This is a genomic window from Acidobacteriota bacterium, from assembly GCA_009861545.1.
Lineage (GTDB): Bacteria > Acidobacteriota > Vicinamibacteria > Vicinamibacterales > UBA8438 > WTFV01.
The window spans coordinates 1-26,674 of record VXME01000063.1 but is presented as its reverse complement, the minus strand read 5'-3'; the positions used below and the strand labels follow the sequence as shown (position 1 = coordinate 26,674).

The 26,674-nt window shown below is 69.9% G+C and carries 25 protein-coding genes and 1 pseudogene; 16 read left to right on the top strand and 10 right to left on the bottom strand.

From position 1 onward, the window contains the following. Positions 1-120 precede the first annotated feature (120 nt). Entirely contained in the window at positions 121-1,110 is a 990-nt protein-coding gene (locus F4X11_10240) for a hypothetical protein (protein ID MYN65392.1), read from the bottom strand. A 236-nt stretch (positions 1,111-1,346) separates the two neighbouring features. Here F4X11_10240 and htpG point away from each other — a divergent pair, with 236 nt between their 5' ends. Together htpG and F4X11_10230 are read left to right on the top strand one after the other, a co-directional pair. Next, entirely contained in the window at positions 1,347-3,290 is a 1,944-nt protein-coding gene (gene htpG / locus F4X11_10235) for a molecular chaperone HtpG (protein MYN65391.1), read from the top strand. A 70-nt stretch (positions 3,291-3,360) separates the two neighbouring features. Beyond that, positions 3,361-4,767, top strand: coding sequence for a PP2C family protein-serine/threonine phosphatase (locus F4X11_10230; GenBank protein MYN65390.1), 1,407 nt, complete (start codon positions 3,361-3,363; stop codon positions 4,765-4,767). A gap of 58 nt (positions 4,768-4,825) precedes the next feature. On the opposite strand, the gene F4X11_10225 is transcribed toward F4X11_10230, so the two are convergent. Further along, entirely contained in the window at positions 4,826-5,137 is a 312-nt protein-coding gene (locus F4X11_10225; protein MYN65389.1) for a DUF1232 domain-containing protein, read from the bottom strand. 16 nt (positions 5,138-5,153) lie between these two features. Then, positions 5,154-5,420, bottom strand: coding sequence for a hypothetical protein (locus F4X11_10220; GenBank protein ID MYN65388.1), 267 nt, complete (start codon positions 5,418-5,420; stop codon positions 5,154-5,156). Between the two features lie 448 nt (positions 5,421-5,868). Here F4X11_10220 and F4X11_10215 point away from each other — a divergent pair, with 448 nt between their 5' ends. Further along, the gene (locus tag F4X11_10215) at positions 5,869-6,273 is read left to right on the top strand and encodes an RNA-binding protein (GenBank protein ID MYN65387.1); all 405 of its coding nucleotides are present in this window, start codon (positions 5,869-5,871) and stop codon (positions 6,271-6,273) included. Between the two features lie 81 nt (positions 6,274-6,354). Further along, the gene (locus F4X11_10210) at positions 6,355-6,561 is read left to right on the top strand and encodes a cold-shock protein (protein ID MYN65386.1); all 207 of its coding nucleotides are present in this window, start codon (positions 6,355-6,357) and stop codon (positions 6,559-6,561) included. Positions 6,562-6,648: 87 nt separating this feature from the next. Here F4X11_10210 and F4X11_10205 read toward each other — a convergent pair whose 3' ends face one another. Together F4X11_10205 and F4X11_10200 are read right to left on the bottom strand one after the other, a co-directional pair. Continuing rightward, positions 6,649-7,665: a hypothetical protein gene (locus F4X11_10205; protein MYN65385.1), complete on the bottom strand. Its 1,017-nt coding sequence runs from the start codon at positions 7,663-7,665 to the stop codon at positions 6,649-6,651. A gap of 132 nt (positions 7,666-7,797) precedes the next feature. Beyond that, positions 7,798-10,437, bottom strand: a complete 2,640-nt coding sequence (locus tag F4X11_10200) for a PQQ-binding-like beta-propeller repeat protein (GenBank protein MYN65384.1) — start codon at positions 10,435-10,437, stop codon at positions 7,798-7,800. Positions 10,438-10,603: 166 nt separating this feature from the next. On the opposite strand from F4X11_10200, the gene F4X11_10195 reads away from it, so the two are divergent. Further along, on the top strand, positions 10,604-11,929 hold the full coding sequence (locus F4X11_10195; protein ID MYN65383.1) for a hypothetical protein: 1,326 nt from the start codon (positions 10,604-10,606) through the stop codon (positions 11,927-11,929). Positions 11,930-11,936: 7 nt separating this feature from the next. On the opposite strand, the gene F4X11_10190 is transcribed toward F4X11_10195, so the two are convergent. Beyond that, entirely contained in the window at positions 11,937-13,334 is a 1,398-nt protein-coding gene (locus tag F4X11_10190) for a PQQ-like beta-propeller repeat protein (GenBank protein MYN65382.1), read from the bottom strand. Between the two features lie 209 nt (positions 13,335-13,543). On the opposite strand from F4X11_10190, the gene bstA reads away from it, so the two are divergent. Further along, positions 13,544-14,080 carry a bacillithiol transferase BstA gene (gene bstA / locus F4X11_10185; GenBank protein MYN65381.1) on the top strand — a complete coding sequence of 179 codons (537 nt, stop codon included), beginning with the start codon at positions 13,544-13,546 and terminating at the stop codon, positions 14,078-14,080. A 60-nt stretch (positions 14,081-14,140) separates the two neighbouring features. Beyond that, positions 14,141-15,148 (top strand): SDR family NAD(P)-dependent oxidoreductase, encoded by a 1,008-nt coding sequence (locus F4X11_10180; GenBank protein ID MYN65380.1) that lies wholly within the window; start codon positions 14,141-14,143, stop codon positions 15,146-15,148. A gap of 173 nt (positions 15,149-15,321) precedes the next feature. Here the strand turns inward: F4X11_10180 and F4X11_10175 are convergent, their stop codons facing one another. Together F4X11_10175 and F4X11_10170 are read right to left on the bottom strand one after the other, a co-directional pair. Further along, positions 15,322-16,056, bottom strand: coding sequence for a DUF86 domain-containing protein (locus F4X11_10175; GenBank protein ID MYN65379.1), 735 nt, complete (start codon positions 16,054-16,056; stop codon positions 15,322-15,324). 184 nt (positions 16,057-16,240) lie between these two features. Continuing rightward, positions 16,241-17,155 carry an MBL fold metallo-hydrolase gene (locus F4X11_10170; GenBank protein ID MYN65378.1) on the bottom strand — a complete coding sequence of 305 codons (915 nt, stop codon included), beginning with the start codon at positions 17,153-17,155 and terminating at the stop codon, positions 16,241-16,243. 105 nt (positions 17,156-17,260) lie between these two features. Here F4X11_10170 and F4X11_10165 point away from each other — a divergent pair, with 105 nt between their 5' ends. The 3 genes from F4X11_10165 to F4X11_10155 are packed head-to-tail and all read left to right on the top strand — an operon-like array spanning position 17,261 to position 20,407. Then, positions 17,261-18,271, top strand: a complete 1,011-nt coding sequence (locus F4X11_10165) for a tripartite tricarboxylate transporter substrate binding protein (GenBank protein ID MYN65377.1) — start codon at positions 17,261-17,263, stop codon at positions 18,269-18,271. 29 nt (positions 18,272-18,300) lie between these two features. Beyond that, on the top strand, positions 18,301-18,894 hold the full coding sequence (locus tag F4X11_10160; protein ID MYN65376.1) for a tripartite tricarboxylate transporter TctB family protein: 594 nt from the start codon (positions 18,301-18,303) through the stop codon (positions 18,892-18,894). A 1-nt stretch (position 18,895) separates the two neighbouring features. Then, positions 18,896-20,407 (top strand): tripartite tricarboxylate transporter permease, encoded by a 1,512-nt coding sequence (locus tag F4X11_10155; GenBank protein MYN65375.1) that lies wholly within the window; start codon positions 18,896-18,898, stop codon positions 20,405-20,407. Positions 20,408-20,511: 104 nt separating this feature from the next. Here the strand turns inward: F4X11_10155 and F4X11_10150 are convergent, their stop codons facing one another. Together F4X11_10150 and F4X11_10145 are read right to left on the bottom strand one after the other, a co-directional pair. Next, positions 20,512-20,997 carry an RES family NAD+ phosphorylase gene (locus F4X11_10150; protein MYN65374.1) on the bottom strand — a complete coding sequence of 162 codons (486 nt, stop codon included), beginning with the start codon at positions 20,995-20,997 and terminating at the stop codon, positions 20,512-20,514. Continuing rightward, positions 20,997-21,398, bottom strand: coding sequence for a DUF2384 domain-containing protein (locus tag F4X11_10145; protein ID MYN65373.1), 402 nt, complete (start codon positions 21,396-21,398; stop codon positions 20,997-20,999). Before F4X11_10145 ends, F4X11_10150 begins: the two co-directional genes overlap by 1 nt. 338 nt (positions 21,399-21,736) lie before the next feature. Here F4X11_10145 and F4X11_10140 point away from each other — a divergent pair, with 338 nt between their 5' ends. The 6 genes and pseudogenes from F4X11_10140 to F4X11_10115 all read left to right on the top strand — a co-directional run bounded on the left by F4X11_10140 (position 21,737) and on the right by F4X11_10115 (position 26,612). Continuing rightward, on the top strand, positions 21,737-22,150 hold the full coding sequence (locus tag F4X11_10140; protein MYN65372.1) for a DUF1761 domain-containing protein: 414 nt from the start codon (positions 21,737-21,739) through the stop codon (positions 22,148-22,150). A gap of 176 nt (positions 22,151-22,326) precedes the next feature. After that, on the top strand, positions 22,327-22,563 hold the full coding sequence (locus F4X11_10135) for a hypothetical protein (GenBank protein MYN65371.1): 237 nt from the start codon (positions 22,327-22,329) through the stop codon (positions 22,561-22,563). An 87-nt stretch (positions 22,564-22,650) separates the two neighbouring features. Further along, positions 22,651-24,897, top strand: a complete 2,247-nt coding sequence (gene secA2 / locus F4X11_10130; protein ID MYN65370.1) for an accessory Sec system translocase SecA2 — start codon at positions 22,651-22,653, stop codon at positions 24,895-24,897. 149 nt (positions 24,898-25,046) lie between these two features. Further along, positions 25,047-25,148, top strand: a pseudogene (locus F4X11_10125) (antitoxin). Continuing rightward, positions 25,145-25,582: a type II toxin-antitoxin system VapC family toxin gene (locus F4X11_10120; GenBank protein MYN65369.1), complete on the top strand. Its 438-nt coding sequence runs from the start codon at positions 25,145-25,147 to the stop codon at positions 25,580-25,582. Before F4X11_10125 ends, F4X11_10120 begins: the two are co-directional and overlap by 4 nt. Positions 25,583-25,697: 115 nt before the next feature. Then, positions 25,698-26,612, top strand: a complete 915-nt coding sequence (locus F4X11_10115) for a hypothetical protein (protein MYN65368.1) — start codon at positions 25,698-25,700, stop codon at positions 26,610-26,612. Positions 26,613-26,674 lie beyond the last annotated feature (62 nt).

The window sequence follows — 26,674 nt, the reverse complement described above, 5'->3', positions numbered from 1 at the left end:
CTCTACTCACTGCAAACTTTGCGCCTACGGCGCGCCGTTGTCAATGGCCTGCGGCCAATCGTTTCGATCACGCCGACCGCATCGACCATGTCGACGCGCGCCGACCGCGCTTGCCTGCTCCTACCGTGCCTCCGCGGCGGCCTCCGCCTCCTCGGCGCGCGCGCCGGCGAGGATGACCTCCATCGCGTAGTTGCCCTCGTGGCAGGCGTACTCGTAAAGCGGCTCCGGATTCGACAGCATCGGCACCTCGTACTTCCAGGGCCGCGTCCAGGTGGCTGGGTCGTCGATCGTCGCTTCGTACATCAGGATCTGCGGCGAGACGCGGGTAAAGCGCTCGGTCAGGTTCAGATCGGCGCTGGCGCCGCCCCGCATGAAGCTGGTCTCGCGGATGAAGCCGATGGTCTCGACCACGAGCGTGTCGCCCTCCCAGTAGCCGCGTGAATCGCCCGTCCACTGGCGCAGATCGATGTGCGGCCGTCCGTCGAGGGGCACGACGCGGACGTTGTGGTTCATCTCGTTGAGGAGCACCACCGAATCCGGCGTCTGGAAAATCTGCACGTTGTTGTTGTAGGCGCCAGGGGTCATCGGCGGACCGGAGTTGAACCCGGTGATGCAACGCACCTGCAGGCCGTTCGGACCGAGATCGTCCACCCACCCGCCGGGGGTGGGCTCGTGCGGCCCGGTGTCCTTCCGCGCCTCGGTCATCGCCGTCCGCCTGCCCTCCGCCTCGGGCGTCAGCGGCGGGATGCGGCCGTCGGGCGGATCGATGACCAGCGACGTGCGTCGGGTCCCGATGACGGAGTCGCCGCGGTCGAACCAGAACGTGTTGTAGTTGCCGACTATGTCGTCCGGCTCCCGATCGTCGCGGGCCGCGTTCTCGGCCGCCCGGACCTCCTCGAGCTCGGCCGCCTCCTCGACGGTCAGGAACTCCTTGCCGGCGAGGTCCTCGGGACGCTCCATCGGCGTGATGGTGCGGAAGTCCCAGACTCCCTGCAGGTCGGGATGTCCCCACGCGGTGCGGGGCGCCTCACCCTGCGCGGCGGCGGTGAGGGGCACGAGCGCCGCGAACGACAGAACCGCCAGAACGCACACGAACTTTCGGCGTGCCATCTCGATTCCTCCTGCCCGGCCGTTCGGCTCCGGGCCTACCGGTTACGCTGCGCTACGCTCCCGTCCCGGTAGAAGTCCGCGGCGCGGTCGCCGCAGGCTAACAGGACCGGCACCCCGGTCCGCCGGAACTCCCGGCCCGCAGAATAGCACGGTGGTTCGCTCCCGGCCGGCGTCTATCGCACGTCCCGTGCTACATTTTCTGGTTGGATACCACGCGAAGACCGAGGAGCAGTACCGTGTCGGAGACATCGACCAGGACGACCCACGAATTCCAGACCGAGGCCCGCCAGCTCCTCGATCTGATGATCCACTCTCTCTACTCGAACAAGGAGATATTTCTCCGCGAGCTCATCTCGAACGCATCGGACGCGTGCGACAAGCTGCGCTTCGAAGCGCTGACCGAGGCGGCTCTGCTCGAGGAGAACCCCGACCTGGCGGTCGAGGTCGAAGTCGACCCGACCACCCGCACGATCACGGTCACCGACAACGGCGTCGGCATGTCGCGCCAGGAAGTGATCGACAACATCGGGACCATCGCCAAGTCGGGCACCCGCGAGTTCGTCGCGCAGCTCACCGGCGACCAGACGCAGGACGCGCAGCTCATCGGACAGTTCGGCGTCGGCTTCTACTCGTCGTTCATCGTCGCCGACCGCGTCACGCTGACGACCCGCCGGGCCGGACTCGGCGCCGGGGAGGCGGTGCGCTGGGAGAGCGGCGGCGAGGGCGAGTACTCCCTCGAAGCCGTCTCCCGAGAAGCGCGCGGCACGGAGGTCGTCCTGCACCTGCGTGACGGCGAGGACGAGCTGCTCTCCAGCCCCGCGCTGCGGGCGATCGTGCAGAAGTACTCCGACCACATCACCATTCCGATCCTGATGAAGAAGGAGGAGGTCCCCGGCAGGCAGGCGGACACCGGCGACGTCGAGACCACCGAGAAGGTCAACCAGGCGTCGGCGCTCTGGGCGCGGCCGAAGACGGAGATCTCGAAGGAGCAGTACGACGAGTTCTACAAGCACGTCGCGCACGACTTCGACGTGCCGCTGGCGCACACCCACGCGCGCGTCGAGGGGCGGCAGGAGTACACCCTCCTGCTCTACATCCCGCGGCGGGCGCCGTTCGATCTCTGGGACCGCGAGCAACGCCACGGCATCAAGCTCTACGTCCGGCGCGTCTTCATCATGGACGGGGCCAAGGAGCTCATGCCGGGCTACCTCCGCTTCGTCCGCGGGCTGATCGACTCCAACGACCTTCCCCTGAACATCTCGCGCGAGATCCTCCAGCACTCCCGCGACGTCGAGGCCATCCGCAACGCCGCCGTCAAGCGGGTCCTCGGCCTGCTCGGGGAGCTGGCGGAGAACGAGCCGGACAAGTACGCCGACTTCTGGCGCGAGTTCGGCCGCGTCCTCAAGGAGGGCATCGGCGAGGACATGGGAAACCAGGAGCGGCTCGGCAAGCTGCTGCGCTTCGCCTCCACCCACCGGAACAGCGCCGAGCAGAGCGTCTCGCTCGCCGACTACGTGACGCGCATGCAGGACGGCCAGGAGAAGATCTACTACGTCACCGCGGACAGCTTCGCCGCCGCGCGGAACAGCCCGCACCTGGAGGTGTTCCGCAAGAAGGGCATCGAGGTCCTGCTGCTGCACGACCGGGTCGACGAATGGGTGATGGCGCACATGCCCGCGTTCGACGGCAAGTCGCTGCAGTCGGTGACGAAGGGCGATCTCGATCTCGGCAATCTCGCCGACAGCGAGGAGGAGGCGCAGCAGAAGGAAGAGACCGAAGCGGACATGAAGCCGGTCGTCGAGCGCATCGGGAAGGCCCTCGGCGACAAGGCGAGGGAAGTGCGCCTGACGCACCGGCTGGTGGACTCGCCCGCCTGCCTGGTGACCGAGCAGGACGGCATGAGCGCCAACCTCGAGCGGGTCCTGCGGGCGGCCGGCCAGGCCGTGCCGAACGTGCCCCTCGTACTCGAGATCAATCCCGAGCACCCGATCGTGGCGCGACTGAAGGACGAGGCGGACGACGCGCGGTTCAAGGACTGGAGCCACATCCTGTTCGACCAGGCCATGCTCGCCGAGGGCGGCCACCTCGACGACCCGGCGGGATTCGTCAAGCGGCTCAACGAGCTGATGCTGGCGATGGCCGGCGAGCCGAAGTCCCGGATCTGGACGCCGGGAGGCTGAACCGCCAGAGCGATGCCACCGCGCCGGACGATGCGTCGCCGCTCGCGCACCGTTGCGCCCCGGAGGGGTGATGCCCCCCGCGAGTGAGCCCGCGGCCGAGGTCATCCCGCTCGCTTTCGGCGCCGTGCTGCTCGCCAACGGCCTGGGGGTGCTCGTACTCTCGGTCCTTCTCCGATCCCGCCGCCATCCGGCCGTGCCCGCGTTCGGCGCGGGGCTGTGCATCTACGGGCTCCGGGTTCTTGCGGACCTCGCGTCCTTTCGCTCCGCCACCCCGGTCCCGGCGATCGTCTGGGACCACACGTGGCCGATCTGTCTGTACTTCCAGCCGGTCGTGTCGTTCTTGTTCGTGGAGCACTACTGGGGTGCGGGCCTGTACTCCGGGTTTCGCAGGATCTGGCAGCTCCATCTGGCGTTCGCGGTCGTGGCCGCCGGCGTCGACGTCGCCACCGGCACGCCGGCCTCGGCGCTGACCATCCATCTTCTGCTGGTGATCGTCTGGATGCTCGTGCTTCTGCTGCACATCGTCATCGGCCGGATGCGCACCAGCCCCGAAGACCACGCCTTCCTGGCCAGCACGCTCCTGCTCGTCGCGACCATCGTCCACGACGCGCTCGTCCACCTGGAGGCGTTTCGTTGGAACGTCAGCCTCCAGCCGCTGGGCGCCCTGATCTGGATCGGGTGTCTCGGCTACGGGCTGGTGCGGCGGACGATGAACAACGAGTTGCGGCTCGCCGCGCTCGACGCGGAGCTGCAGGTAGCCCGGCAAGTGAAGCGGATACAGCAGTCCCTGCTGCCCCGGGCCTTCCTGCGCCTGCCGGAAGGGGCGTGCGCCGTACGCGACATTCCGGCCGAGGCGGTCGGCGGCGACCTGTACGACTTCCTGCCGGTCGACCACCAGCGCTTCGGCGTCATGGTGGCCGGCGTCGGCGGGCACGGCGTGCCCGCGACGCTCGTCTCGTCGATGGTGAAGACCGGGGCCGCGTCGCAGGTGCACCTGGCGGATCGTCCCGCGGAGGTGCTGGCCGGGATGAACCGCTACCTGTACGGGCAGCTCGACGAGTCCTACGTCACCGCCATCTACGCCTACGTCGACATGGCGGCCCGCCGCGTCTCCCTCGCCAACGCCGGACACGTGCCTCCTCTGTTGCTCTCGCGGGACCACCGGAAGGCGGAAGAAGTGGGAAGTCGCGGGCCCTGGCTCGGGCTGCTCCCCGGCGAGGAATACGCCACGACCGAGCTCTCGCTCGAGCCCGGCGACCGCCTGGTGCTGTACAGCACCGGCGTGGTGGAGGCGGCCTCCCCCGACGGCAAGCTCTTCTCGCCGCTCCGGCTGCGCCGCCTGCTGCTCGACGAGGGCTCGTTCTCGGCGGAAGTGTGGGCGGACCGGGTGCTGGCGCGGCTGACCGCCTGGATCGGGAAGGGCGATCTCAGGCTCGACGACGACCTCACGCTCGTGGTCCTCGACATCCCGGACTGACGCCGGCGGCCCGGCTCGCCGCCTCTCCGCCCTCCCGGCCCGGCGAACGCCCCGCTCGTCACGGCGGATGAAGAATGAGCGCGCGCCTCCGGCAGTCGGCCATGATCTCGCGAGGCACGATCCCGATCGCGAGCCGGAGGGCGACGGGGATGATGAACAGCTCGTCGATATCGCGCAGAATCGGGAGGAAGCTCGGGATCAGGTCTCCGGAGCTGACGATGTACAGCAGCGTCCCGGTGACGAACCACCGCGTGTACCACGGCGTGCGCGGGTCGCGCAGCACGAGCCGGAGCGCCCGCGCGTCGCGGAGCAGGGCTCGAACCCAGTTGGTCCACCGCAGTCGGGACCTCGCGAACAGGATTCTCTTCACGCTCGCCGCGCCTCGATCAGCTCGTCTCGCCGCGGCGGATCCGCTCGATCCGCCTGTCGCGATCCGAGGCGAAACGGGCGAGGTCCCGCCGGTGGTTCGCCTCGATCTCCTGGAGCGCCTGCACGTCGGCGGCGCCCGCCACGGCAGACTGGTGCAGGATGCGGCACTCGGCGACCCGCGCCTCCCAGGTGCGCCGGGCCTCGGCGATCGCCTCGATCTGCGCCGGCGACAGCTCGACCGACTCGACGCCGGCGGCCTCGTCCTGCCGCTTCAGTTTCTCCATTGCGAGCTCGTAAGCGCTCTTCGGTGCTCCGTCCGTCACGTCGACTCCTTGCCGTGTCCCCACGCCGGCGCCACTGCCGCACCCGCCCGGTCCGGAACGGCTCCGCGCGCGCCGCGGTCAGCCCTCGTGGAGAGTATAGGTGCCCAGGAGTCTCGCGCCAGGGTCGGCGGCGTGCCGGGCCGGATCGCCGCCGTCATCATGCTGCCGGCCCGCGTGCCGGGCGGTCCGCGCTTCGTGCAGGCGCCGGTACTTGCCACACGGCCGGCGCTCGGGTATCTTGACAGACGGTCGGCGTGTTGGACGTCTACCCGTGCGTCGTCCTGCTTTGGCACGTTGCGAGCCGATCGAGCCTGTAAACCCGATTCTCCTCACGGCGAGCGCTGAGCAGCGCGCTTCGTCCCCGACCGGCGAGCGCACACGACGCCGTCAATCTGTCAGGAGGATCGCCATCTCTTCCAGAGTCTTCGTCGGCAACCTGAGCTACGAGACGTCCCGGGAGGAACTGGAGACCGCGTTCTCCAGAGTCGGCCAGGTCGTCGATGTCGTCCTGCCGGTGGACCGCGCCACCGACCGGCCCCGCGGCTTCGCTTTCGTGGAGTTCAGCGACTCCGATCTCGTGTCGAAAGCGATTCAGGAGCTCGACGGCGTCGAGCTCGGCGGGCGGACGTTGCGGGTCAGCGAGGCCCGCGAGCGCGCCCCCCGACCGTCGTTCGGCGGCGGCTGGGACGAGGGCGGAGGTCCCGGCGGCGGCGGAGCGGACAGTCGGCCGGGGTGGGGCCCCGACCGGCCGCCGAAGTCCTCCCGGCCGAAGGGCAGCCGCCGCGGCGTGCGCGGCCGCAAGCGCGGCTTCTAGCCGTCGCGCCCAACGTCACCCACCACCGTCAGTGCACAATCAACACCGTTCACATCGTTCAAGCAGTCTGGAGTACGCAACATGGCAGTAACCGGCACCGTCAAGTGGTTCAACGACAGCAAGGGGTTCGGCTTTCTGACCCGCGACGACGGCGAGAAGGACGTCTTCGTGCACCACTCCGCCATCCAGGGGCAGGGCTACAAGAGCCTCGCCGAGGGCCAGCGGGTCGAGTTCGACGTCGTACAGGGGCAGAAGGGCCCGGCCGCGGAGAACGTCGTCGCCGTCTGACGGCGCGCCGTCGGTCGAGGCCGGGGGGCGGTCCCACCGCCCGCCACGGTCCTCCGTGTGCCGGAGCCCGTCCGCTCCCGGGCGCTCTCACGGTTCCTGTGCCGCGTTCCGCTCCTCGGCCCGCGCCCCACGCAGCAGGTTCTCCATGCCGTAGTTCCCTTCGTGGCAGGCGTACTCGTAGAGCGGCAGTTCGCTGTGGTTCATCGGCAGCCGCCCGCTGAACGAGCGCGTGAAGCTCGCCGGATCGTTGACGGTGAACTCGTAGAGCAGCGAGTCGCCGTCCACGCGGGTGAACCGTTCCTCCAGATGGAGGCCGCCGGCCGAGCCCAGGGCCAGACCGGTCAGCGCGAAGCTGGCGGTACGGTCGGTGAAGTTGCGGGTATCGATGACGAGCGTATCCCCCTCCCAGCGGCCGCGCGAGCTGCCCATCCACTGGCGGATGCCGTCGGCCAGGGCGGGCCGGCCGTCGAGCGGCACCACGCGCACATCGTGGTTCATCTCGATGAGCAGCACGACCGCATCGGGCGTCTGGAAGATCTGGACGTTGTTGTTGTAGCCGCCCGGCAGCAACGGCGGTCCGGTGCTGAAACCGAGCAGGCAGCGCTCGGCGAGCCCCCGCTCCTCCGGCCCGGCCGTGCCGTAGCCCCCGACACGGATCCGGACCGGCTGCCCGTCCGCGGCCAGCCGCGCCGCCTCGCGCGCCTCGGCCTCGGGCGTGAGGGCCGGAATCCGGCCGTCGGGCGGATCGACGATCAGCGCCGTCTGCGTCAGCGCCGTCGCACGGGCGCGATCCGTCCAGACCGCCTGGCTGTACCCGCCGGGGTCCCCCGGGGGCGCCGCGAGGTCCCGCGCCAGCGCAGCCGCGTTGGCCTCCTGAGCCACCACCGCGGCCTCCTCGACGGTCAGCGTCGCCCGGTCGGCCAGCTCCTCCGGCCGCTCGAGCGGCGTGAAAGTCCAGTAGTCCCACACCCCGCCGAGGTCGGGATCGCCCCAGGGCGTACGCGGCGCGTCCGAGGACTGCGCGGGCGCCGCGGCCGGCAGCAGCACCGCCAGCGCAAGGACGAGCGCCGGCCGGATCGGCGATTGCTTCATGAGTCCGTGCATCGGGATTCTCCTCTGGAATCGGCACCTACGATATCCCGGAAGCTACCGGAATGACGCAGGGAACCCGAGCCGTCACGGCCAAACCGCCAGCGCGATGCCGATGGTCGGCCAACGCCATGCCGGACCTTCCGGTCAGTCGTCGTAGACGGGACCGTGCACCGTGCGGTGCGAGAGGTACTTCCACTCGCCCTCCCGCTGGGCGTAGACGCGGACGTACCAGAAGCTGAAGCCGCGCTGTTCGGCTACGGGCCCGCCGCTACGGGCGCGCAGCCGCCCCATCGTGATGGCCACGTCGCCGTGGACCTCCACCTGCTGCGAATCGACCTCCCGCATGGAATAGCGGCCGGACAGCGAGGCGAGCCACTCCTCCCGCGTGTCGACGCCGAGTATCTCGCCGCCCGTGGTCCAGCCGTCACCGTGCGTGTAGGTGAAGTTCTCGGCGAGGACGCCGTCGAGGAACGCCACGTCGGCGTGCAGGACCGCCTCCTCCATCCGCTTCTCGAGCGCGAGCACCTCCTCCGCCACCACGGACTCCTCCTCGGGAAGCGCGATTGCCTCCGCCGCTGCGTCCGGATCCTCTACTTCAGGAAGCGCAAAGACGTACAGGGCGTTCCCGCTGCCCGGGTGACGCACGTCCGGGGCGAGGTTGCGGGGCATCAGCCGCGGGCTGCCTCCGCCGAGGCCGGTCGACACCGCCACGTACTGTCTGCCGCCGGCCCGGAAGCTGATCGGAAAGCCCTGCACCGACGTCCCGAGGCGGGCGCGCCAGAGCTCGTCCCCGGTCTCCACGTCGAACGCCCGGAACCGGCGGTCGAGGTCCCCGGCAAACGCCAGCCCCCCGGCGGTGGTGAGGACGCCGGTCAGGAACGTCGGCCGCTGCTCGATGCTCCAGACCTCCTCCAGCGTTTCGGCGTCGTAGGCCGCGAGCTTGCCCAGCCGGCCGTCGGTGCCGGGCATTTCGTGGAACGGCCGCGAGCTCATCCCGACGCCGCCCGAGCCAAGCTCGAAGGCGACCTCACGGGCCGACAGCTCCATGCACGACTGCGCGAGCGGCAGGACCAGCAGCCCCGATCCCGGGTGGTAGCCCATCGGGTGCCAGTTCTTCCCGCCGGCGGTGCTCGGACACGCGGGCACGAGCTGCTCGAACTGCGCGTCGGCAATGTCCTGGCGGTAGGTGACGGCGCCGGTCTCGGGATCGATATGGTCGAACACGTTCTGGTAGACGGTCTCCTTGTGGCCGAGGAACTCGCCGGTCTCACGGTCCAGCTTCCAGAGGATGCCGTGCTTGCCGGCGCTGAAGACCGCCTTGCGGCCGCCGACGTCCACCAGCACCCGCTCGTACACCTCGTCCAGGTCCAGGGTCTCGCCCGGCACGTGCTGAAAATGCCACTCCAGCTCTCCGTCGCCCGGCCGCAGCGCGACGGTCGAGTTGGTGTAGAGCGCGGGGTCGTCCACCGTCATGCCGCGGCTGAGCGCAACCCACGGCTTGGCCTGCGCCACCCCGAAGTAGACCAGGTCGAGGCCGGGGTCGTAGCTGCCGGTGATCCAGGTGTCGCCGCCCCCGCGCAGGTAGTCCGGCACGTTCGCCCAGGTGTTGCCGCCCGGCTCGTCGGAGCGGGCGACGGTGTTGAAGCGCCAGAGCCGCTCGCCCGTGTCGGCGTCGTAGCCGCTGATGAAGCAGCTCTCCAGCGTGTACCGGTCGCACCCGCTGAGGCCCTGCACCAGGGTCCCGCCGACGACGACAGGCCCGCTGGTGTTGCGGAAGCCCTCGGCGTGGTCCGCGATGACCGTGTCCCACACCCGCTCGCCCGTGCGCGCGTCGAGGGCGATGAGCCGCGCGTCCGGGGTGGCCATGAACAGCTTGTCCTCGTAGATGGCGAGGTTGCGGCTCATGCCGGAGTAGCCGGTCGTCGCCACCTCCACTTCGTGCTCCCAGACGAGGTCTCCGGTCGCCGCGTCGAGCGCCTGCACCACCGGACCGATGCTCGCGAGGTACATGACGCCGTCGTGGACGATCGGCGAGGGCGCGTTCCAGCCCCCCTCGTTCATCGCCCACACCCAGGCCAGCTCCAGCTCGCCGGCGTTGGACCGGTCGATGTCCGCCAGCGGGCTGTAGTTCCACGCCTGGTAGTTGCGGCGGATCATCAGCCAGTCGCCGTCGTCCGGGTCGCGCAGCATTTCGTCGGTCACCGGCCGGTAGCCCTCGACCGTGCCGGCCATGGTGACGCCGCCCGGCTCCGGCTCGGCGGATGGCGCCGCTGCGGAGAGCGCAGCCGTGGCCGCCGCCGGTGCGCCACCGCCCGCCCGGGCGACTGCCGAGGACGCCGCGTTGACGGCCGCCCCGATGGAGATGGACGCGGCCTGTGTCAACGCCGCATCGCCCGCCGGAGCGCCGTTCGCCTGCAGCAGGTAGGCCACGACGTCCAGGTACGCCTCGTTGGTGAGCGAGCCCGCCTGTCCCGGCGGCATCGAGCCGCTGATGCGGACGAAGAGATCGCCCAGGCTCAGATCTCCCCAGAACTGCAGGAAGCTCTCCCCGGCGAGCTGCGGCGCCTCGAAGGTGCCCTGCAGGTTGGACTGGTGGCAGACGGCGCACTCGCGCTCGTAGATCGCGAGACCCGACTCCGCCTGGGCCGCCGTGTATGCGCCTTCCCCCGGCGCCTGACCGGCCGCCGGCACGGCCGCGCCCGTTGCCACCACCATCATCATCGTCGCAGCCGCCAGCGCCGCCTGCGACATCCCTCGAACGCGTCCGCTTCGTAACCGGTTCATGGCTGACCTCGCCTGAGACTGCGCGTTTCTGTGGTTTCGCAGCGAGTATAGTGCCGCTCATCGCCTGGTTCCTCAAGGAGGCCGTTGCCGACAACGAGAACGTCCACAAGGAACTTGGAGATCCCTCCTCCGACGGAGCTTCTGGCGGCCGGTGTAGACTCGCCGCATGTCCCACCCGACCAACAACGGCATGGGCCGGCCCTCGCGCCGGCGGTTTCTTCGTGGAATCGGCGGGTTCGCGGCGCTCGCGGCGTCGTTCGGCGCGACCCGCGGCGCGGCCGGAAATCCGCTGCCGGGTGGCGCGCGTCCGGCGCCGGCCGGGGTGGGGCTCGAGATGCAGGGCCCGCGCATCACCGTCCGCGAGGTCGACGCCTACCCCATCTACATCAACCAGCGGTCGGAGGGTCTGCTCGACCCGCCGGTCTTCGACGGCGACGACGACCCGCGCCGCTGGCGCTGGGGCGGCCCCTTCGAGCAGCTTCCGTCGGCCATCATCGCCGTCATCAAGACCGACCAGGGAATCGTCGGCTTCGGCATGGGCGCCGGCGGCACCGCGGCGGTCGAGATCATCCGCGGACACCTGCGCCACCTGCTGATCGGAACCAGCCCGCTCGACGTCGAGCAGCGCTGGGACCAGATGTACAGCTCGGGCCTGCTCTACGGCCGGCGCGGCCTGTTCCCGATGGCGCTGAGCGCGGTCGACAACGCGCTGTGGGACATCGCCGGCAAGTACGCCGAGCGCCCCATAACGGAGATGATCGGCGGCTGGCCGCGCGAGCGGCTCGCGATCTACCAGACCGGGGGCAACATCCCGGAGGCACTGGCCCGCGGCGTCCGCAACTTCAAGATCGGCACGCCGGTCGGCCCTCACACGCCGCCGGACGAGCAGAACCGAGTCGTCGAGCGTGTCCTGGCCGCCCGCGACACCATCGGGCCCGACGCCAACCTGATGATCGACTGCGTCTCGCGCAACGGCACCGCCGACTGGGCGGTCGGCTACGCGCAACAGTTGCGGCCGGCCAACCTCTACTTCATGGAGGAGCTGCTCTCGCCCGACGACGTTTTCGGGTACGCGGAGCTGGTGCGCCGCATCGGCGGCGGCGGTCCGGGATGGACCCGCGTGGCGTGCGGCGAGCACGAGTACACCGAGCACGGCTTCGACGTGCTGGTCCGCAACCAGGCGGCGGAGATTCTGCAGCCCGACATCACCTGGTGCGGCGGCCTGACCGCCGGCAAGCGCATCCGCGACCTGGTAGAGGGCGCCGGGCTGGAGTTGATCCCGCACCGCGGCGGAAGCGTCTGGGGGTTGCCGATCGCGCTGACCGCGCGTACCTGCACGATGGCCGAGAGCTTCCCGGCCCAGTCGCCCATCCTCGACGCGATGTCGCCCCCCTCCGACAACGGCGACTACGTCGCGCCGACGACGCCGGGCTTCGGGAGCACGCTGACCGAAGAGATGGTCCTGGACGCGCGCCTGCCGGGCACGTTCTGAGGGCTCGTCAGTTCTCCGCGATCTTGTAGAGGTGGCGGTAGCCGCGCAGGTACAGCTCGTCGTCGACGACCGCAGGGGAGGCGTCGAAACCGTCGTCGAGCCGGTTCACCGCGAGCACTTCGTACAGCGGCCCCTGCCGGATCACCAGGGTCGCACCGTCGCGGCCGGTGATGTAGACGCGCCCGGCGGCGCCGACCGGGGAGGCGAAGACGTTCGGGGCTCCCTGCAGGCGTTGCAGCGCGTAGTGCGGCTCGCCGGTCAGCGGATCGAACGCCGACAGGATGCCGTCGTTGCTCTTGAGCAGGTAGAGCGCGTCGTCGTAGAGCAACGGCGACGGCACGTAGGGCGTGTCGCGGTCGAGCTGCCAGACGATGGCGCCGGTGCCCGCGATCTCCCCCCGCGCGTCGGCCAGCCGGATGGCCTGCAGGTTGTTTCCGCGGTAGCCGCTCGTGACGTACACCATGCCGCCGGCGTGCACCGGCGAAGGAATGGCGTTCATGGTCGTGCCGCGGCTGCGCCAGACGGTCTCTCCGGTCTCGAGGTCGTAGCTGTAGACCTGATTCATGGCCGGCGTGATCACCTGCGCGCGCCCGCCGTGCTCGACGACGAGCGGCGTGGCCCAGGTGTCGATCTCATCCCGGTTCGACCGCCAGCGCTCCTCGCCGGTCCGGGCGTCGAGCGCCGCGACGAACGACTGGCCGCCGATGTGATCCCAGGTCACCACCAGCGTATCGCCGTACAGCGCCGGCGTGGTCCCCTCGCCGAAGGCGTTGCGCATGAACCGGTCGCCGAGGTCGACCTCCCACAGCAGCTCGCCGTCCAGGTCGTAGGCGTACAACCCCCACGATCCGAAGAAGGCGTAGAGACGCTCGCCGTCGGTCACCGCCGAGCCGGAGGCGTAGCTGCCGTTCGGCTGCTGGTACCCCTCATGCGGGAGCGCCTCGCGCGCCGCCCGCTCCCAGGCGACGTCGCCGGTCTCCCGGTCGAACGCCAGCACGGTGAACCGGTGCGCTTGTACTTCCTGCGCTCCCCGCCGGCCGCGGCGGCCGCCGCGACCTGCCCCACGCCCACGGCGCTCCGGCGGCGGCTGGCGCCGCGCAACCTCCGGCGCGGCCAGCGGCACGGGATCGCCGAACGGAACTGCGGTGAGCAGGAACACCTTGTCGCCCCACACGATCGGCGACGCCGTCCCGCGGCCGGGAACCTCCACCTTCCAGGCGACGTTGTCCGTCTCGCTCCAGGCGAGCGGCGGATCGGCATGCCGCGCGACGCCGTTGGCCTCCGGCCCGCGCCACTGCCCCCAGTAGCGCTCGGCGTCGACGGGCTGCGCTCCCGCGGGCGGGACGCACCCGAGCACCAGAGTCGAGGTCAGGATGGTGGTCAACGGTCGATGCGGAACGTTCATTCCATCGTCTCCTTGGAGCACTGGCCGGCCGGCAACGCCCCTCGTGCCTGCACCCCGCAACGTCGCCGGTCTTGCCGGCGGCATCCGGCGGTCTCGATCGCGGTCCGCGCAACGCGCCCGACGGGTCGCCACCCTCTGTCGATCAGGACGCCGCCGCGGCGAATCCGTTACTCTCGATGTATCGCCACCTCTGCACCGGAACCGACTCGATGAGTTTACAGACACCGGATCTCCGCTATCCCATCGGGCAGTTCTCGCCCGCAGACCCGGTCACGCAGGAACAGGTCCACGCGTGGATCGACGACATCGCGGCGCTGCCCGCCGATCTGCGGCGAACCGTTGTGCGCCTGACGGACGTTCAGCTCGACACGCCGTATCGCCCCGACGGCTGGACGGTGCGGCAAGTCGTCCATCACCTGTCCGACAGCCACATGAACAGCCTGATCCGCTTCAAGTGGGCGCTGACCGAGGACAGGCCGACGATCAAGGCCTACGACGAAAAGGGATGGGCGGTGCTGCCCGACAGCAAGGGGCCGATTGCCGGTTCGCTCGACCTGCTCGACGCCCTGCACGGCCGCTGGGTCAGCCTGCTGCGGGGCCTGAGCCGGGCGCAACTGCGGCGCGAGTTCGTGCACCCCGAGTCGGGCCCCGCCACGCTGGCGGTCACGGTCGGCTCCTACGCCTGGCACGGTCGGCATCACCTGGCCCACATCGAGCGGCTCATCCAGCGCGAGGTCTGGGACTGAGCAGCAGCCGCCAGCACCGCGGACCTTCACCGAGAGCAGCGCTTCACGAAGTCTTGCACCATGTCGGACCAGCCTCTCCGTGAACGGGTGGCCGTCGTCGCGGGGGCCACGCGCGGCGCCGGCCGCGGCATCGCACGCATGCTGGGCGCGGCGGGCGCGACCGTGTACTGCACGGGCCGCAGCACGCTGGGACGGCCCGCCACCGCGGGGCGCCCGGAGACGATTGAAGGAACCGCGGAAAAGGTCACTGCGGAGGGCGGCCGCGGGATCGCCGTCCGGACTGACCACACCGTGGAGGAGGAAGTCGAGCGGCTCTTCGCCCGCGTGCGCGCCGAGCAGGGCCGACTGGACGTACTGGTCAACGACGTCTGGGGCGGCGACGCGCTGACCGAGTGGGGATCGCCGTTCTGGACGCTCTCCATCCCGCGGGGACAGGAGCTTGTCGAACGCGCCGTCCACAGCCACATCATCACCAGCCGGCACGGCGCGCCGCTGATGGTCGAGCGCAACGCCGGGCTGATCGTCGAGGTGACCGACGGCGACACGCACGGCTACCGCGGCAACCTGTTCTACGATCTCGCCAAGAACGCCGTCATCCGGCTCGCCTACGCCATGGCCGCGGACCTGCACGCCCATCACGTGACCGCGCTGGCGATCACGCCGGGGTTCCTGCGCTCCGAGGCGGTTCTCGGTTCCTTCGGCGTCACCGAGGCGAACTGGCGGGACGGCATCAAGAAGGATCCCTACTTCGCCGAGTCCGAGACGCCGTGCTTCGTCGGCCGGGCCATCGCGGCGCTGGCCGCCGATCCGCACGTGGCGAAGAAGAGCGGCGGCCTGTTCTCCAGTTGGGGACTGGCGAAGGAATACGGCTTCACCGATCTCGACGGACGCCGGCCCGACTGGACCACCTTCTTCCGGCACAAGGTAAGCGAAATCGTCGAGCGGAACACGACGCCGGACGAGATGGACCTCTTCGTCGTCCGTAGCCGGCTCTACCAGGCCGAGCTCGACCCGTCCGCGTCCGAAGAGGCCGGGCGCCTGCGCGCGTGGCTGAAGCGGCACCGGTGACAGACGCCGTCCGTCAGGCCGCCGACCATGGGGATCACGTTACATCCGAGCGATGCAAGGCGAGACTCGCCGAGTTGCGGACGGAGATCGCTGGCCTGCGTGCCGATCTGACTCTGAGGATGCTCGCCGTCGCTGGCTTGGTCATCGCGCGCAGAGCCCATCGACATCCTGACTCACAGCAACGCCACGACCGCCGCCGCGAAGGCCCGCAGGTCGCCGAGGTTCTCCTGCATCACGGCATGCACCCGCCGGTAGTCGACCTCCCAGTAGACATGCACCAGCAGGTTGCGGAACTTCGCCATGCTCTGCAACCGCTCGGTGAGATCGGGCGCGACGATGCCCGCCTCGCCAAGTAGCCCGAAACAACCGGCGTAGTCGGCCGGCGTGGTGCGCAACCGGCGCGACGACACGTGATAGCAGAGCGCGAGCGCGGCCTCGATGGCGACCAGGAGACGGTAGGACGCGATATCCTGCGAGTCGCGATCGGCGAGGAAATCGGCGAGAGGAACGGCGGCCAGCGCCTCCAGCCGCTGCACCGATTCCTCGATCTCCGCGCACCGGGCGCGGATCACATCCGGGTTGAGCGTCACGCGCCGTATGCCTCGATGGTGGCCCGGCGCAGCAGCGGCTCCATGTCCAGGTACTCGCGGACCGTCCGCTCCATCAGATCGGCCAGCCGCTCGTCGTTCCGGCTGAGCAGCAGGCGCCCGCCCCGGAAGACATGGAACAGGAAGGTGACCGGTGCATCGTTGAGCACCCGTACGTCGACCGGGAACCGGGTGTCGCTGTCCAGCCGCAGCCCCAGGTCCAGGGCGCGCCGGGAGCGCACGTCCTCCGCCCCGTTCAGGTGGACGCCGACGTCGACGTCGTGGAAGCCGCCGCCACTGAGGAACGAGCCGTGGAGCCAGGCGAACTCCAGGTCCGGCTCGGACTCGAACGCCGCGGTCAGCGTGTGCACGACACGCTCGCGTTCAGCGGGCTCCGCGTCGTAGAGGCGCCGCACGACGTCCATGCTACCTGACGCGGGGAGTGCGCGGGAGCAACCCGCCCGGACACCGCGCGACCAGGACGCGCGCTCGACCCCCACGGGGCCTATCGCGGATACCAGTCGCCGTCGCGCACCTCGATCGGCTCGCCCTCTAGGGCGTCCCGCAACGCCTGGATCGTCCCGGCGATCTGCTCGACGTTGTTCGGGCGGGGCAGCTCCCGATTGCCGAACCAGCGCGCGGTGGCGTTGTCGTAATGGATGAGGTAGACCAGCTCCGGCCCGAAGGTCTTGACGCACTCGGCCACCGGAATCGGGCGCATGCGGTCGACCGGCAGGTTCATCGGCATGAACGCCACGTCGATGCCCTCGAGCGCCTGGATCTCCGGCACGCACTCTCCCACGCCCGAGAAGAACAGCCGCTTCCCGCCGAGCGTGATGACGTAGCCGTTCGCCTCCCCCTTCGGGTGCCACGGCTGGCCGGGGGTCATGTCGTAGGCCGGCACCGCCTCCACCGGCACGCCGGCGAAGACGCCCTTCTCGCCGTTGGCTAGCACCTCGCCGTCGCCGAACGCCGCGTGGGCGGCGGCGGTCAGGATGACCGGGGCCCCCGGCTTGCGGAGCTGCGCGATGGCCGCGGGATCGAGATGATGCGCCGGGTCGTCGGTCACCAGGATCAGGTCGGCCGGCTTGGCCGACGACAGATCGCCGGCGGTCCACGGATCGATGTGCACGACCGTGCCGCCGTGCTCGATCTGCACGCTCGAATGGAGGATCGGGGTGATGACGACATCGCCGCCCTCGGCCGGAATCCGGTCCTGCGCCGAGACGGAGACGCCGATCAGGAGAAGCGACGCGGTGAATGCCGTGAGCCTGGTAAGACGCATGATCCCCCCCTTTTGCAGTGAGTCGACGACGGTGCGGCACGCCGGACCTGGCCGTGCGGGCCGGAGACCCGCGGCCGGAGGCGCCGACGGCGCCGGCGCGGCTCGGATGCGGCTTCCGGTCGTCACGCCCGCCATGCTATGGCCGCCGCCGTGCCCCGTCAACGTCCGAGGCGTCTCCACCGGATGACGCGGCCTGCCGGCTCGCGGTACCCTGATCCCGGAACACGAGACGAGCCGATGATGTCATCCAACCTGCGCGCGGCGTTCCTGGCGATCTCGCTCCTCGCAGCCGGATGCGCCGGCGGTCCGGACACCGACCGCCCACCCGGGGCGCTGGCGCCCACCGCCGCGGGCTACCCGCAGGGGGCGCTCACGCTCATCGCGCCCGCCAACCCCGGCGGGGGCTGGGACCAGACGGCGCGCCAGATCCAGCAGGTGTGGACCGAGACCGGCATCCTCGGCGTCCCGGTGGAGGTGGTCAACCGGGGCGGCGCCGGGGGAACCATAGGGCTCGCCGACATGGTCACCCGTTACGACGGCGACCCGCGCAACCTGATGGTGTTCGGACAGGTGATGCTCGGCTCCATCCGCACCAACGCCAGCCCGGTCTCCATCGACCAGACCGTGCCGCTCGCGCGCCTGCTCAACGAGTACGAGGTGGTCACCGTGCCCGCCGACTCCCCGTATCGCACCATCGAAGAGCTGCTGGAGGACTTCCGGCGAGACCCCGCGGCGGTAAGCTGGGCCGGCGGCTCGGCAGGGGGCATAGACCACATTCTCGCCGGTCTGATTGCCCAGGCGGCCGGCGTCGATCCGCGCCAGGTGAACTACATCGCCTACTCGGGCGGGGGCGAGGCGGCGGCGGCGGTGATGGGCGGTCACGTCACGCTGGGCCTGTCCGGCGTGGGCGAGTGGAAGTCGTACATCGCCTCCGGCCGCATGCGGCCGATAGCCGTCTCGTCGCCCGAGCGCACCGGCGACGGCGTCACGCCAACGCTGCGGGAGAGCGGCCTCGACGTGGTCCTCTCGAACTGGCGGGGAATCTCCGCACCGCCCGGGACCGACGACGAAACCCGCGACTGGCTGATCCGCGCGCTGGAGGGCATGCGCGAATCGGAAGCGTGGCGGGAGATCCTTGCCGCCAACGAGTGGGAGGACAGCTTCCTGCCGGGCGCGGCGTTCGAGGCGTTCCTGCAGGACGAGATCGCCACGGTCGATACGACCCTGCGGGCGATCGGACTCATCCGCTGATTCCGCGCGCCGGACGGAGAACCACGCCGATGGCCCGGCAGGCGGCGCCCGACACGCAGTCCCGAGAACGGACCGGCAAGGACGAGTGGCGACTCGGCGCCGGCCTCCTCGCTCTCGGCGCCGGCTACCTGGCGGCCGCCTTCCTGATTTCCGAGCCCGAGGGAGGCTATGCCGCCGTCGGGCCGCGCGTGTTTCCGATCGGCATCGGCATCGCGCTCGTGGCCGTCGCCCTGTCGACGGCGTACCGGGCCCGGGCCCGCGGAGCCGCCGATGCGTCCTCCTCCGGCCCGGCGAACGCGCGGGCCGGCGCGGCAAGGAAGCAGGCCCCCGCTCCCGACGAGGCCGGGACGCAGGCGATCCCGGCCCCCGACGCCGCTCCACCTGCCGGCGACTGGCGGGCCGCCGCGCCCAGCGTGCTCCTCTTCCTCGCCTACATCGCCCTGCTCGAGCCGCTGGGGTACCTGCCGGCGACGACCGCCTTCATCGCCCTCGAAGCGCGCCTGCTGGGCAGCCGGCGCTGGGGCCGCGACCTGCTCGCGGCCGTGGTCGTCGCGTTCTCCGTCTACGCCCTGTTCAGTCTCCTGCTGGGACTCCGGCTGCCGGCGGGCCTCCTCGGGCCGTGACATGGGAGCGCTGGCACAGCTCGGCGACAACCTCGCGGTCGGCTTCGGCGCCGCGCTCGCGCCGGTCAACCTGCTGCTCGGCGTCATCGGCGTGACCCTGGGCACCGCGGTCGGCGTTCTGCCCGGCGTCGGCCCGGCGCTGGCCATATCGATGCTGCTGCCGCTCACCTTCGGCCTCGATCCGGTCGGCGCCTTCATCCTGTTCGGCGGCCTCTACTACGGCGCGATGTACGGCGGGTCGACCACTTCCATCCTCGTGAAGATGCCGGGCGAGGCATCGAGCGTGATGACCGCCCTCGATGGCTTCCGGATGACCTGCAAGGGGCGCGCCGGCGCGGCGCTGGCGACGGCGGCGATCGGCTCGTTCATCGCCGGCACGTTCGCCACCCTGATGCTGATGACCCTGGCGCCGGCGCTCGTCGAGGTCGCCCTGACCTTCGGCCCCGCCGAGTACTTCGCCCTGATGGTCTTCGCGCTGACGGCGCTGGCGGGGTTGTCTCCGGGCTCCCTCGCCAGGGGACTGGCCGCGGCGCTCATCGGCCTGGCCATCGGCACGGTGGGCATCGACGTGCAGACCGGACAGGCGCGCTTCACGTTCGGGATGGCGGGACTGCTGGGCGGGGTGAACGTGGTAGTCGTCACCGTCGGCCTGTTCGCGGTCGGGGAGGTGTTCTGGTACGCCGCGACGCGTGCCGCCCGCGCAGGGTCGGGTTCCGCCGAGGAGCGGCAGACCGTCGGTGGCCCGGTGCGCCTGACCCGCGCCGAGTGGCGCCGGTCGTGGCCGGCCTGGACGCGCGGCACGGTGATCGGCTTCTTCTGCGGCGTGCTGCCCGGTGCGGGCGCCACGGTGGCGAGCTTCCTGGCCTACGACGCCGAGCGGCGCGCGTCGAAGACGCCGGAGGAGTTCGGCGACGGCGCCATCGAAGCGGTGGCCGGACCGGAGGCCGCCAACAACGCCAGCGCCGGCGGCAGCCTGGTGCCGCTGCTGGCCCTCGGCATCCCCGGCTCGGGCACCACCGCCGTCATGCTCGCCGCCTTCCAGATGTACGGCCTCCAGCCGGGACCGCTTCTCTTCACGCAGGACACGACGCTGGTCTGGGGCCTCATCGCCAGCCTCTACGTCTCGAACGCCCTGCTGCTGATCCTGAACCTGCCGCTCATCCGCATCTGGGTGCAGCTTCTCCGCGTGCCGACCCCGCTGCTCTTCGCCGCCGTGCTGGCCTTCGCCACCCTCGGCGTCTACACGCTGAACAACAACATCTTCGACGTCGGCGTCGTCTACGTGCTCGGCCTCCTCGCCTGCGTCATGCGGCGCTACGGCCTTCCGCTCGCGCCCACCGTGCTGGCGGTGGTCCTCGGCCCGCTGCTCGAACAGGAGTTCCGGCGGGCGATGGCGATTGCCGGCGGCGATCCCACCGTCTTCGTCACCCGCCCGCTCGCGGCGGCCCTGCTGTTGCTGGCCGTCCTGGCCGCATCGGCGCCGGTCCTGGCGCGGCGGCGGGCAGCCGGCTGAGGCCGCAAGCGCGCCGCCTGCCGCCGGCGGGTCGCACGTCGGCGGTCAGCCCGATGACGCGGATTCCTCGATCGTAGAAGCGGCGAGACCGTGTTCGACTCGCCTCACTTCGCCGTTGCGCTCCCGAATGCCCGCGGATTGTAGAGGCGCTCCTGGACGGCACTCAGGCGAATCGACACCGTGCCGAGTCGAGCCGGACTGGCGAGGACGATGTTCTCGAGTCCGCCAGGCACGGTGGTGCTCGGGATCGCGAGCAGGGACGCAGTCCCGTGCCTCAACCAGTCGGAACCCATTCGTTGGGTGGTCGGCGGATACGGAAACCGATCCCAGTCGGACGGCAGGTCATCCACCGTCCAGCGCTCCATGGACGGACTCCCGCTGATGTCGTAGATGCCCAAACGGTAGCCCGCGGGTACCAGGCGGGGTGACGGCAGGTAGTTCGCCATCTCCAGCATCGCGACGCTCGCCGTCGCGGCGAAGTAGAGCACCGCTACGCCGGGTTCGTTCCAGCGTCCGCCGTCCCGGTAACTCGCCCCAAGTCCGCTGTAGTCGTCGAGATGATCGACATGACAGATGCGGTACAGGCGCATCAGGGAAACTCGCCGTACTCGATTCTGCGAATCGCGTTCTGCACCAGGCGTCGTCCCTCGAACGTGTCGCAGAGATCGATCGGCCGCTGGCCGCCAAGGGCCGGAAGCGCCGCCTCCAGCCACTCACGCGCCGGATCAAGGCCCGCGAACGTCCGCTCGGCGTGATCGAAGACCCGCAGCGCATCGAGGAGCGCTTCGGACTGCGCCTGACCGAGGGCCTTGCGGCGGTATACCCGGTGCAGGTTGCCGGACGTCGTACCCAGCAGTCGCACGATGAGTTCCCGGTATCCGACGACATCGAGGGTCTGCTTCACGACTTCCCCACGTAGTCCGGTTCGGACAGCCTCGATGAACACGGGCTGATCGACGAAAGCAGCGGGCGAGACATCGATGTCCGCAATCCCACCCGCCGGCCGCCCCGCAACCCCATGGGCGACGATTCCCTGCGTCACGAATGCACTCCTCCCGCCAACGCTTCAAGAATAGCACCACAATGATGCTGTCTGCGCATCAAAATGACGCGTCCAGATCCCGTGCGTCCGTCTCCGATTGCCGAGCGTCGTGTGCTACGGGAACTGTGCCCGCCGACCGCACGGGCGGAACATCGCAGCCCGTGAGATCGTCTCCATGTGTGCGGACAGGAAGCTTGTACGACATGACCGCAGGCTCACGACCAAGCCCGGCCCGATGGCGGAAACGATACCGTCGATGAACGACAAGAACAGCGAAGGATGAACCGATGCACCTGTCGGACGTGAACTTCCTGGCGGTGGGCCTGGCGACGGTTCTCACTTTCGGCCTCGGCGCGCTGTGGTACTCGCCCCTGCTCTTCGCCAAGTCGTGGATGGCCGGACACGGCTACACGCAGGCGGACGTCGAGGCCATGCAGGCGAGCGTGGGCACGAACTACGTCATCTCGTTCGTCTGCTGGTTCGTGATGGCCACCATGCTGGCGATGATCGCCCCGCACTTCGGCGACAGCGCCGGCACGATCTTCGCGGTCGGCCTGCACATGTGGCTCGGGTTCTCGGCCACCGTGGGACTGACCAACAACCGCTTCTCGAGCAAGCCGCTGAGCGTGTGGCTGATCGACGCCGGCTACCAGATCGCGTCCATCGCGATCATGTCGGCGGTGCTGGGACTGTGGCGGTAGGCGGCCGGAGCGCATGGTCTCCCCCGGGTCCAGCGGCCACCCGCAAGGTGTCGAGCGCGCCGTCCTCGTCGGCGTGCCCGGCCTGGAAGGCGAAGTCGCGGTGGTGCTGGGTTGTGGCCGTAGGCAGCGGTGCATTTGACCTGGGTCGGGATCCGCGATAGCGTCGAGAGAGCCCGATGATCCACCTGCGGAAGTCGCTCACTTGGCTGTGCGTCGGGCTCGTGGTGTTCGCGGCGGTCACCGCGTCCGTGGCCGGCGATCTCGCCGCGCTGCTCGCGCCGCTGTGGATTCTGTACGCGGATCTCGCCGTCCGGTTACGGCGGCCCGCCGCGGCTCGCGGCAACCAACGCCTCCTCGCGCTGCTCGCGCTCGTTCCCTCGCGCGCTCCTCCTGCTCGATTCGCCCTCGTGTAGCCGCCGTCGTCTCGACGGCCGGCGAGCCGACTCTCTGCGTTGGGTGGCTCGCCACGCTCCGGGTGCAGAAATCAGCAGGAGGCTTCCATGATCGCATCGCATCGCGCAGTCCCCCGAGTACGCAACCGCATCGGATGGCGGCACCGCCTCGCCCGACTCGGCGGGTCCCCGGTCGAACTCGACCTGCGCGCGTTCGACGAGCCGCTCGCCGACATCGCCCGGCTCGAAGACGAGGTCGCCGGCCTGTCCGATGAACGGATCACGCGGCGGGCGGCCGAGCTGCGTGCCGGGGCGGAGGCCGGGCTCGCGCTCGACGCGCTCCAGGCGCCGCTCTTCGCGCTGGTGCGGGAAGCCGCCGGCCGTACCCTCGGCCTGCGGCCGTTCGATGTGCAGGTGGTCGCGGCGCTTGCTCTGGCCCGGGGCCGGGTGGTCGAAATGCAGACCGGGGAAGGCAAGACGCTGGCGGCGGTCATGCCGGCGGCCCTCCACGCGCTGACCGGCAACGGCGTGCACGTCCTGACCTTCAACGACTACCTCGCCCACCGCGACGCGGAGTGGATGGGACCGGTCTACCGCATGCTCGGCCTCTCGGTGGACGCCGTCCAGCAGGGCATGACCCCAGCCGTCCGGCACCGCGCGTATCGCGCGGACGTCACCTATGTCACGGCCAGGGAAGCAGGGTTCGACTACCTGCGCGACCTGCGGGCGACCGACCCCGACGATGTCGTGCACCGGCCGTTCCACATGGCGCTGGTGGACGAAGCGGACTCGTTGCTCATCGACGAGGCCCGCGTCCCGCTGGTCGTCGCCGGGCGGGCAGAGCCGCGCGATTCCCGGGCGCGGCGGCTCGCGGAGATCGTGGCGGCGCTGGCGGCCGGCGTCGACTTCGACACCGACGAGTACCGCCGGAGCGTCGAGCTGACCGAGACGGGACTCGCCCAACTCGAGCAGGTGCTCGGCGTGTCCAGTCTGCACGATGCCGGGCAGTGCGCGCTGCTGACCGAGCTCAACTGCGCTCTGCACGCCCGGGTACTGTTGCGGCGAGACGTCGACTACCTGGTCCGCGACGGGCGCATCGCCATGATCGACGAGTTCACCGGCCGTGTCGTCCCGGACCGCCACTGGCCGGACGGTCTGCAGGCCGCGCTCGAAGCCAAGGAGGGCATCGCGCCCGATGCGGACGGGCGGATTCTGGGCTCGATACCGCTGCAGCATTTTTTCCGCGGCTACCCGCATCTATGCGGCATGACCGGGACCGCGCAGGACGCCGCGGACGAGCTCAGGGGCCTGTACGGGCTCGAGACGGTCGTTGTGCCGACGCACCGGCCGACGGTGCGCATGGACCGGCCGGACGTGGTGTTCACGCATCGCGAGGCCAAGGAGCTGGCCGTCGTCGACGAGATCCGGCGCGTGCACGCCCGGAGGCGGCCGGTCCTCGTCGGCACGCTCACCGTCGCGGAATCGGAGCGCCTGGCGGCACGGCTGCGTGCGGCGGGCGTGGCGTGCGAGGTCCTGAACGCCAGGAACGACGCGGCGGAGGCGCGTGTCGTCGCGCGCGCCGGAAGGCTCGACGCCGTCACCATCTCGAACAACATGGCCGGCCGCGGCACCGACATCCGGCTCGGAGGCGCGGACGAAGCGGAGCGCGATCAGGTGGTCGCCCTCGGCGGGCTGCACGTCATCGGCACCAACCGTCACGAGAGCCGCCGCGTCGATCTGCAGCTCCGCGGGCGGGCCGGCCGCCAGGGCGATCCGGGAGAGTCCCGCTTCTTCGTGAGCCTGGAGGACGATCTGCTGGTGCGGTACGGCATCCGGAATCTCATTCCGGCGCGCATCATGCCGGCGCGCCACGACGAGCCGATCGAGCAGCCGATCGTGCGGGAGGAGATTGCCCGCGCACAGCGGATCGTGGAAGGGCAGAACCACGAGATCAGGAGCACCCTCTCCCGCTACACCGAGATCGTCGAAGAGCAGCGCAGAAGGCTGATGGATTGCCGGCGGGCATTGCTGCACGGCCGCGAGGCGCCGGCCGTCTGGCGCAGCGTACCCGACCGCTACGGCGAGCTCGTCGCGGCGTGCGGAGAGGACGCCGTGCGCCGGGCCGAGGTCGCGGTGACGCTTCACGAGATCGACCAGGCGTGGTCCGAGCACCTCGCCAGGTGCGCCGACCTCCGGGAAGGCATTCACCTGGTCCGGCTCGGCCAACAGGACCCGCTGGCCCGCTTCACGGACGAGGTCGTCGACATCTACGACCGCATGGAGGTGGAGATCCGACGGTTTCATATTGATGACACTAATAATGATGCTATGGTGCATCAATGCGTACCACGCTGACCATCGCCGACGATATCCTCCGAGAGATGAAGGCACGCGCTCACGAGACGGGCGTGTCGTTGACGCGTGTGGCGAACGACGTACTGCGTGTCGGACTGGATCGTCGCGCCAGCACTTCTCGCCCGCGCCGGCGCTACCGGGAAGAGGTGGCCGATCTGGGCGAGCCGCGCGTGAACCTCGATCGCGCCTTGGCGCTTGCTGCGCAACTCGAAGACGAGGAAACGCTTCGCAAGCTCGAGCAGCGCAAGTGACGCTCGTCGATCTCAACGTCGTCCTCTACGCCATCAACACGGCGGCCGCGCATCACGTCGAGGCGCGCACGTGGTGGGAGTCCGCGCTCAACGGCGATGAGCCGGTCGGTCTCGCCTGGTCCGTCGTCACCGGGTTCCTGCGCCTGAGCACGCACGCCGCCGCCCTCCCACGACCGCTCACCGTCGAGCAGGCGTGTCGGCGGGTCAACCGCTGGCTTGGCCAGCCAACGGTTCGTCTGGTGCGAGAGACGGACGAACATTGGCGTCATCTGGAACGGCTGCTCTCGGAGACCGGCACCGGCGGGAATCTCACTTCCGACGCCCATCTCGCGGCGCTCGCGATTTCTCGCGGCGCCACGCTCGTCTCTTTCGACAACGACTTCGCTCGGTTTCCCAACCTGCGCTGGATCAATCCGGGGCGCCGACGGTCATGATCGACAGGATTGAGATTGCTGTCGGGCGATGCCCGATGCCGGGAACTTCGTCTCGCATCAACTCGCACGCAGGATGGGCTTGGGCAGCTCCACGCCATCGCGCGACGCGCGGTAGATGTCGACGGCCCTTGGGTTTGGCGGCGCTAGAATCGGAGAGGAGTCTTGCATCCGAGACGACGATGACACTGGACGAGTGGCGCGCCCTGCGCCGGCAGGCGAAGGTCACGAACCGGGACGAGGAACCCGATGTTCTGGCGCCGCCGGAGGCGTTCAGCGACCGCGGGGCCGACGCGAGGCTTCGCGACGAGTACCTGCCGGGACACGATCCGTCCGCCATCCGCGCGCGCAGCAGTACGGTGGACGGCCGCATCAACAGCAGTTGTTGCGGGTGGGCGACCCAGCCGACGAGCGCCGAGTTCTACGACGCAATCCACGCCGAGATGCCGACAAAGCGGCAGCGCGCCCTGATCCGCATGTGGACGAAGGAGGCGCGGTCCGACGAGATCGTCCTGGCGTGGGCCGAAGAGGTGTACACGGTGCGCGAGCTGGTCGCGGCCATTCACAGAGCGAAGGCCGATCACCCCGTGGTCGCGAGAGAACTGAACCGGCTCGCGCGACGATGACTTCCCAACCGAAGGCGGAAGACCTGACGCTGCCGGAACCCGCCCGGACCCTTCTCAGCCGAACACGCGGAATCCTCGACACGTACGTCACGCCGCGAACGCCGGACCGGAGCGGCTGTATAATCGGCGGCGGGACCATCCTGTCCGCGCGCTGGCGGCATCGGGAGAGCCGGGACATAGACCTGCTGGTCCACCCCCGGACCGAGACGCGGTTCCTGCAACCGGCGGCTGCGCCGGAATTGCACCGTCGGCTTGAAGCCACCGGCGCCAGCAAGATCAGCTTCGGTCGTTTCAGCCAGATCGTCTTCGCCGAGTCGAAGATCGAGATGCTGGCTGCCGAACCGCAACCGCGGATCGGTCATCGACGAGCGCGCGTCGACGGCAGGGAGGCCACCACGCGAACATAGAGTCAGATACTGACCGGCAAATTAGCCAACCCCTCGTTTACCGCCAGTGGATTGACGGCTAT

Bases quoted from the DNA above. Each gene is read 5' to 3' on its own strand.
- F4X11_10240 (MYN65392.1), bottom strand. From the start codon at position 1,110: ATGGCACGCCGAAAGTTCGTGTGCGTTCTGGCGGTTCTGTCGTTCGCG.
- F4X11_10230 (MYN65390.1), top strand. From the start codon at position 3,361: ATGCCCCCCGCGAGTGAGCCCGCGGCCGAGGTCATCCCGCTCGCTTTC.
- F4X11_10220 (MYN65388.1), bottom strand. From the start codon at position 5,420: ATGGAGAAACTGAAGCGGCAGGACGAGGCCGCCGGCGTCGAGTCGGTC.
- F4X11_10210 (MYN65386.1), top strand. From the start codon at position 6,355: ATGGCAGTAACCGGCACCGTCAAGTGGTTCAACGACAGCAAGGGGTTC.
- F4X11_10205 (MYN65385.1), bottom strand. From the start codon at position 7,665: ATGCACGGACTCATGAAGCAATCGCCGATCCGGCCGGCGCTCGTCCTT.
- F4X11_10200 (MYN65384.1), bottom strand. From the start codon at position 10,437: ATGAACCGGTTACGAAGCGGACGCGTTCGAGGGATGTCGCAGGCGGCG.
- F4X11_10195 (MYN65383.1), top strand. From the start codon at position 10,604: ATGTCCCACCCGACCAACAACGGCATGGGCCGGCCCTCGCGCCGGCGG.
- F4X11_10190 (MYN65382.1), bottom strand. From the start codon at position 13,334: ATGAACGTTCCGCATCGACCGTTGACCACCATCCTGACCTCGACTCTG.
- bstA (MYN65381.1), top strand. From the start codon at position 13,544: ATGAGTTTACAGACACCGGATCTCCGCTATCCCATCGGGCAGTTCTCG.
- F4X11_10180 (MYN65380.1), top strand. From the start codon at position 14,141: ATGTCGGACCAGCCTCTCCGTGAACGGGTGGCCGTCGTCGCGGGGGCC.
- F4X11_10170 (MYN65378.1), bottom strand. From the start codon at position 17,155: ATGGCGGGCGTGACGACCGGAAGCCGCATCCGAGCCGCGCCGGCGCCG.
- F4X11_10165 (MYN65377.1), top strand. From the start codon at position 17,261: ATGTCATCCAACCTGCGCGCGGCGTTCCTGGCGATCTCGCTCCTCGCA.
- F4X11_10160 (MYN65376.1), top strand. From the start codon at position 18,301: ATGGCCCGGCAGGCGGCGCCCGACACGCAGTCCCGAGAACGGACCGGC.
- F4X11_10155 (MYN65375.1), top strand. From the start codon at position 18,896: ATGGGAGCGCTGGCACAGCTCGGCGACAACCTCGCGGTCGGCTTCGGC.
- F4X11_10150 (MYN65374.1), bottom strand. From the start codon at position 20,997: ATGCGCCTGTACCGCATCTGTCATGTCGATCATCTCGACGACTACAGC.
- F4X11_10140 (MYN65372.1), top strand. From the start codon at position 21,737: ATGCACCTGTCGGACGTGAACTTCCTGGCGGTGGGCCTGGCGACGGTT.
- F4X11_10135 (MYN65371.1), top strand. From the start codon at position 22,327: ATGATCCACCTGCGGAAGTCGCTCACTTGGCTGTGCGTCGGGCTCGTG.
- secA2 (MYN65370.1), top strand. From the start codon at position 22,651: ATGATCGCATCGCATCGCGCAGTCCCCCGAGTACGCAACCGCATCGGA.
- F4X11_10115 (MYN65368.1), top strand. From the start codon at position 25,698: ATGTCGACGGCCCTTGGGTTTGGCGGCGCTAGAATCGGAGAGGAGTCT.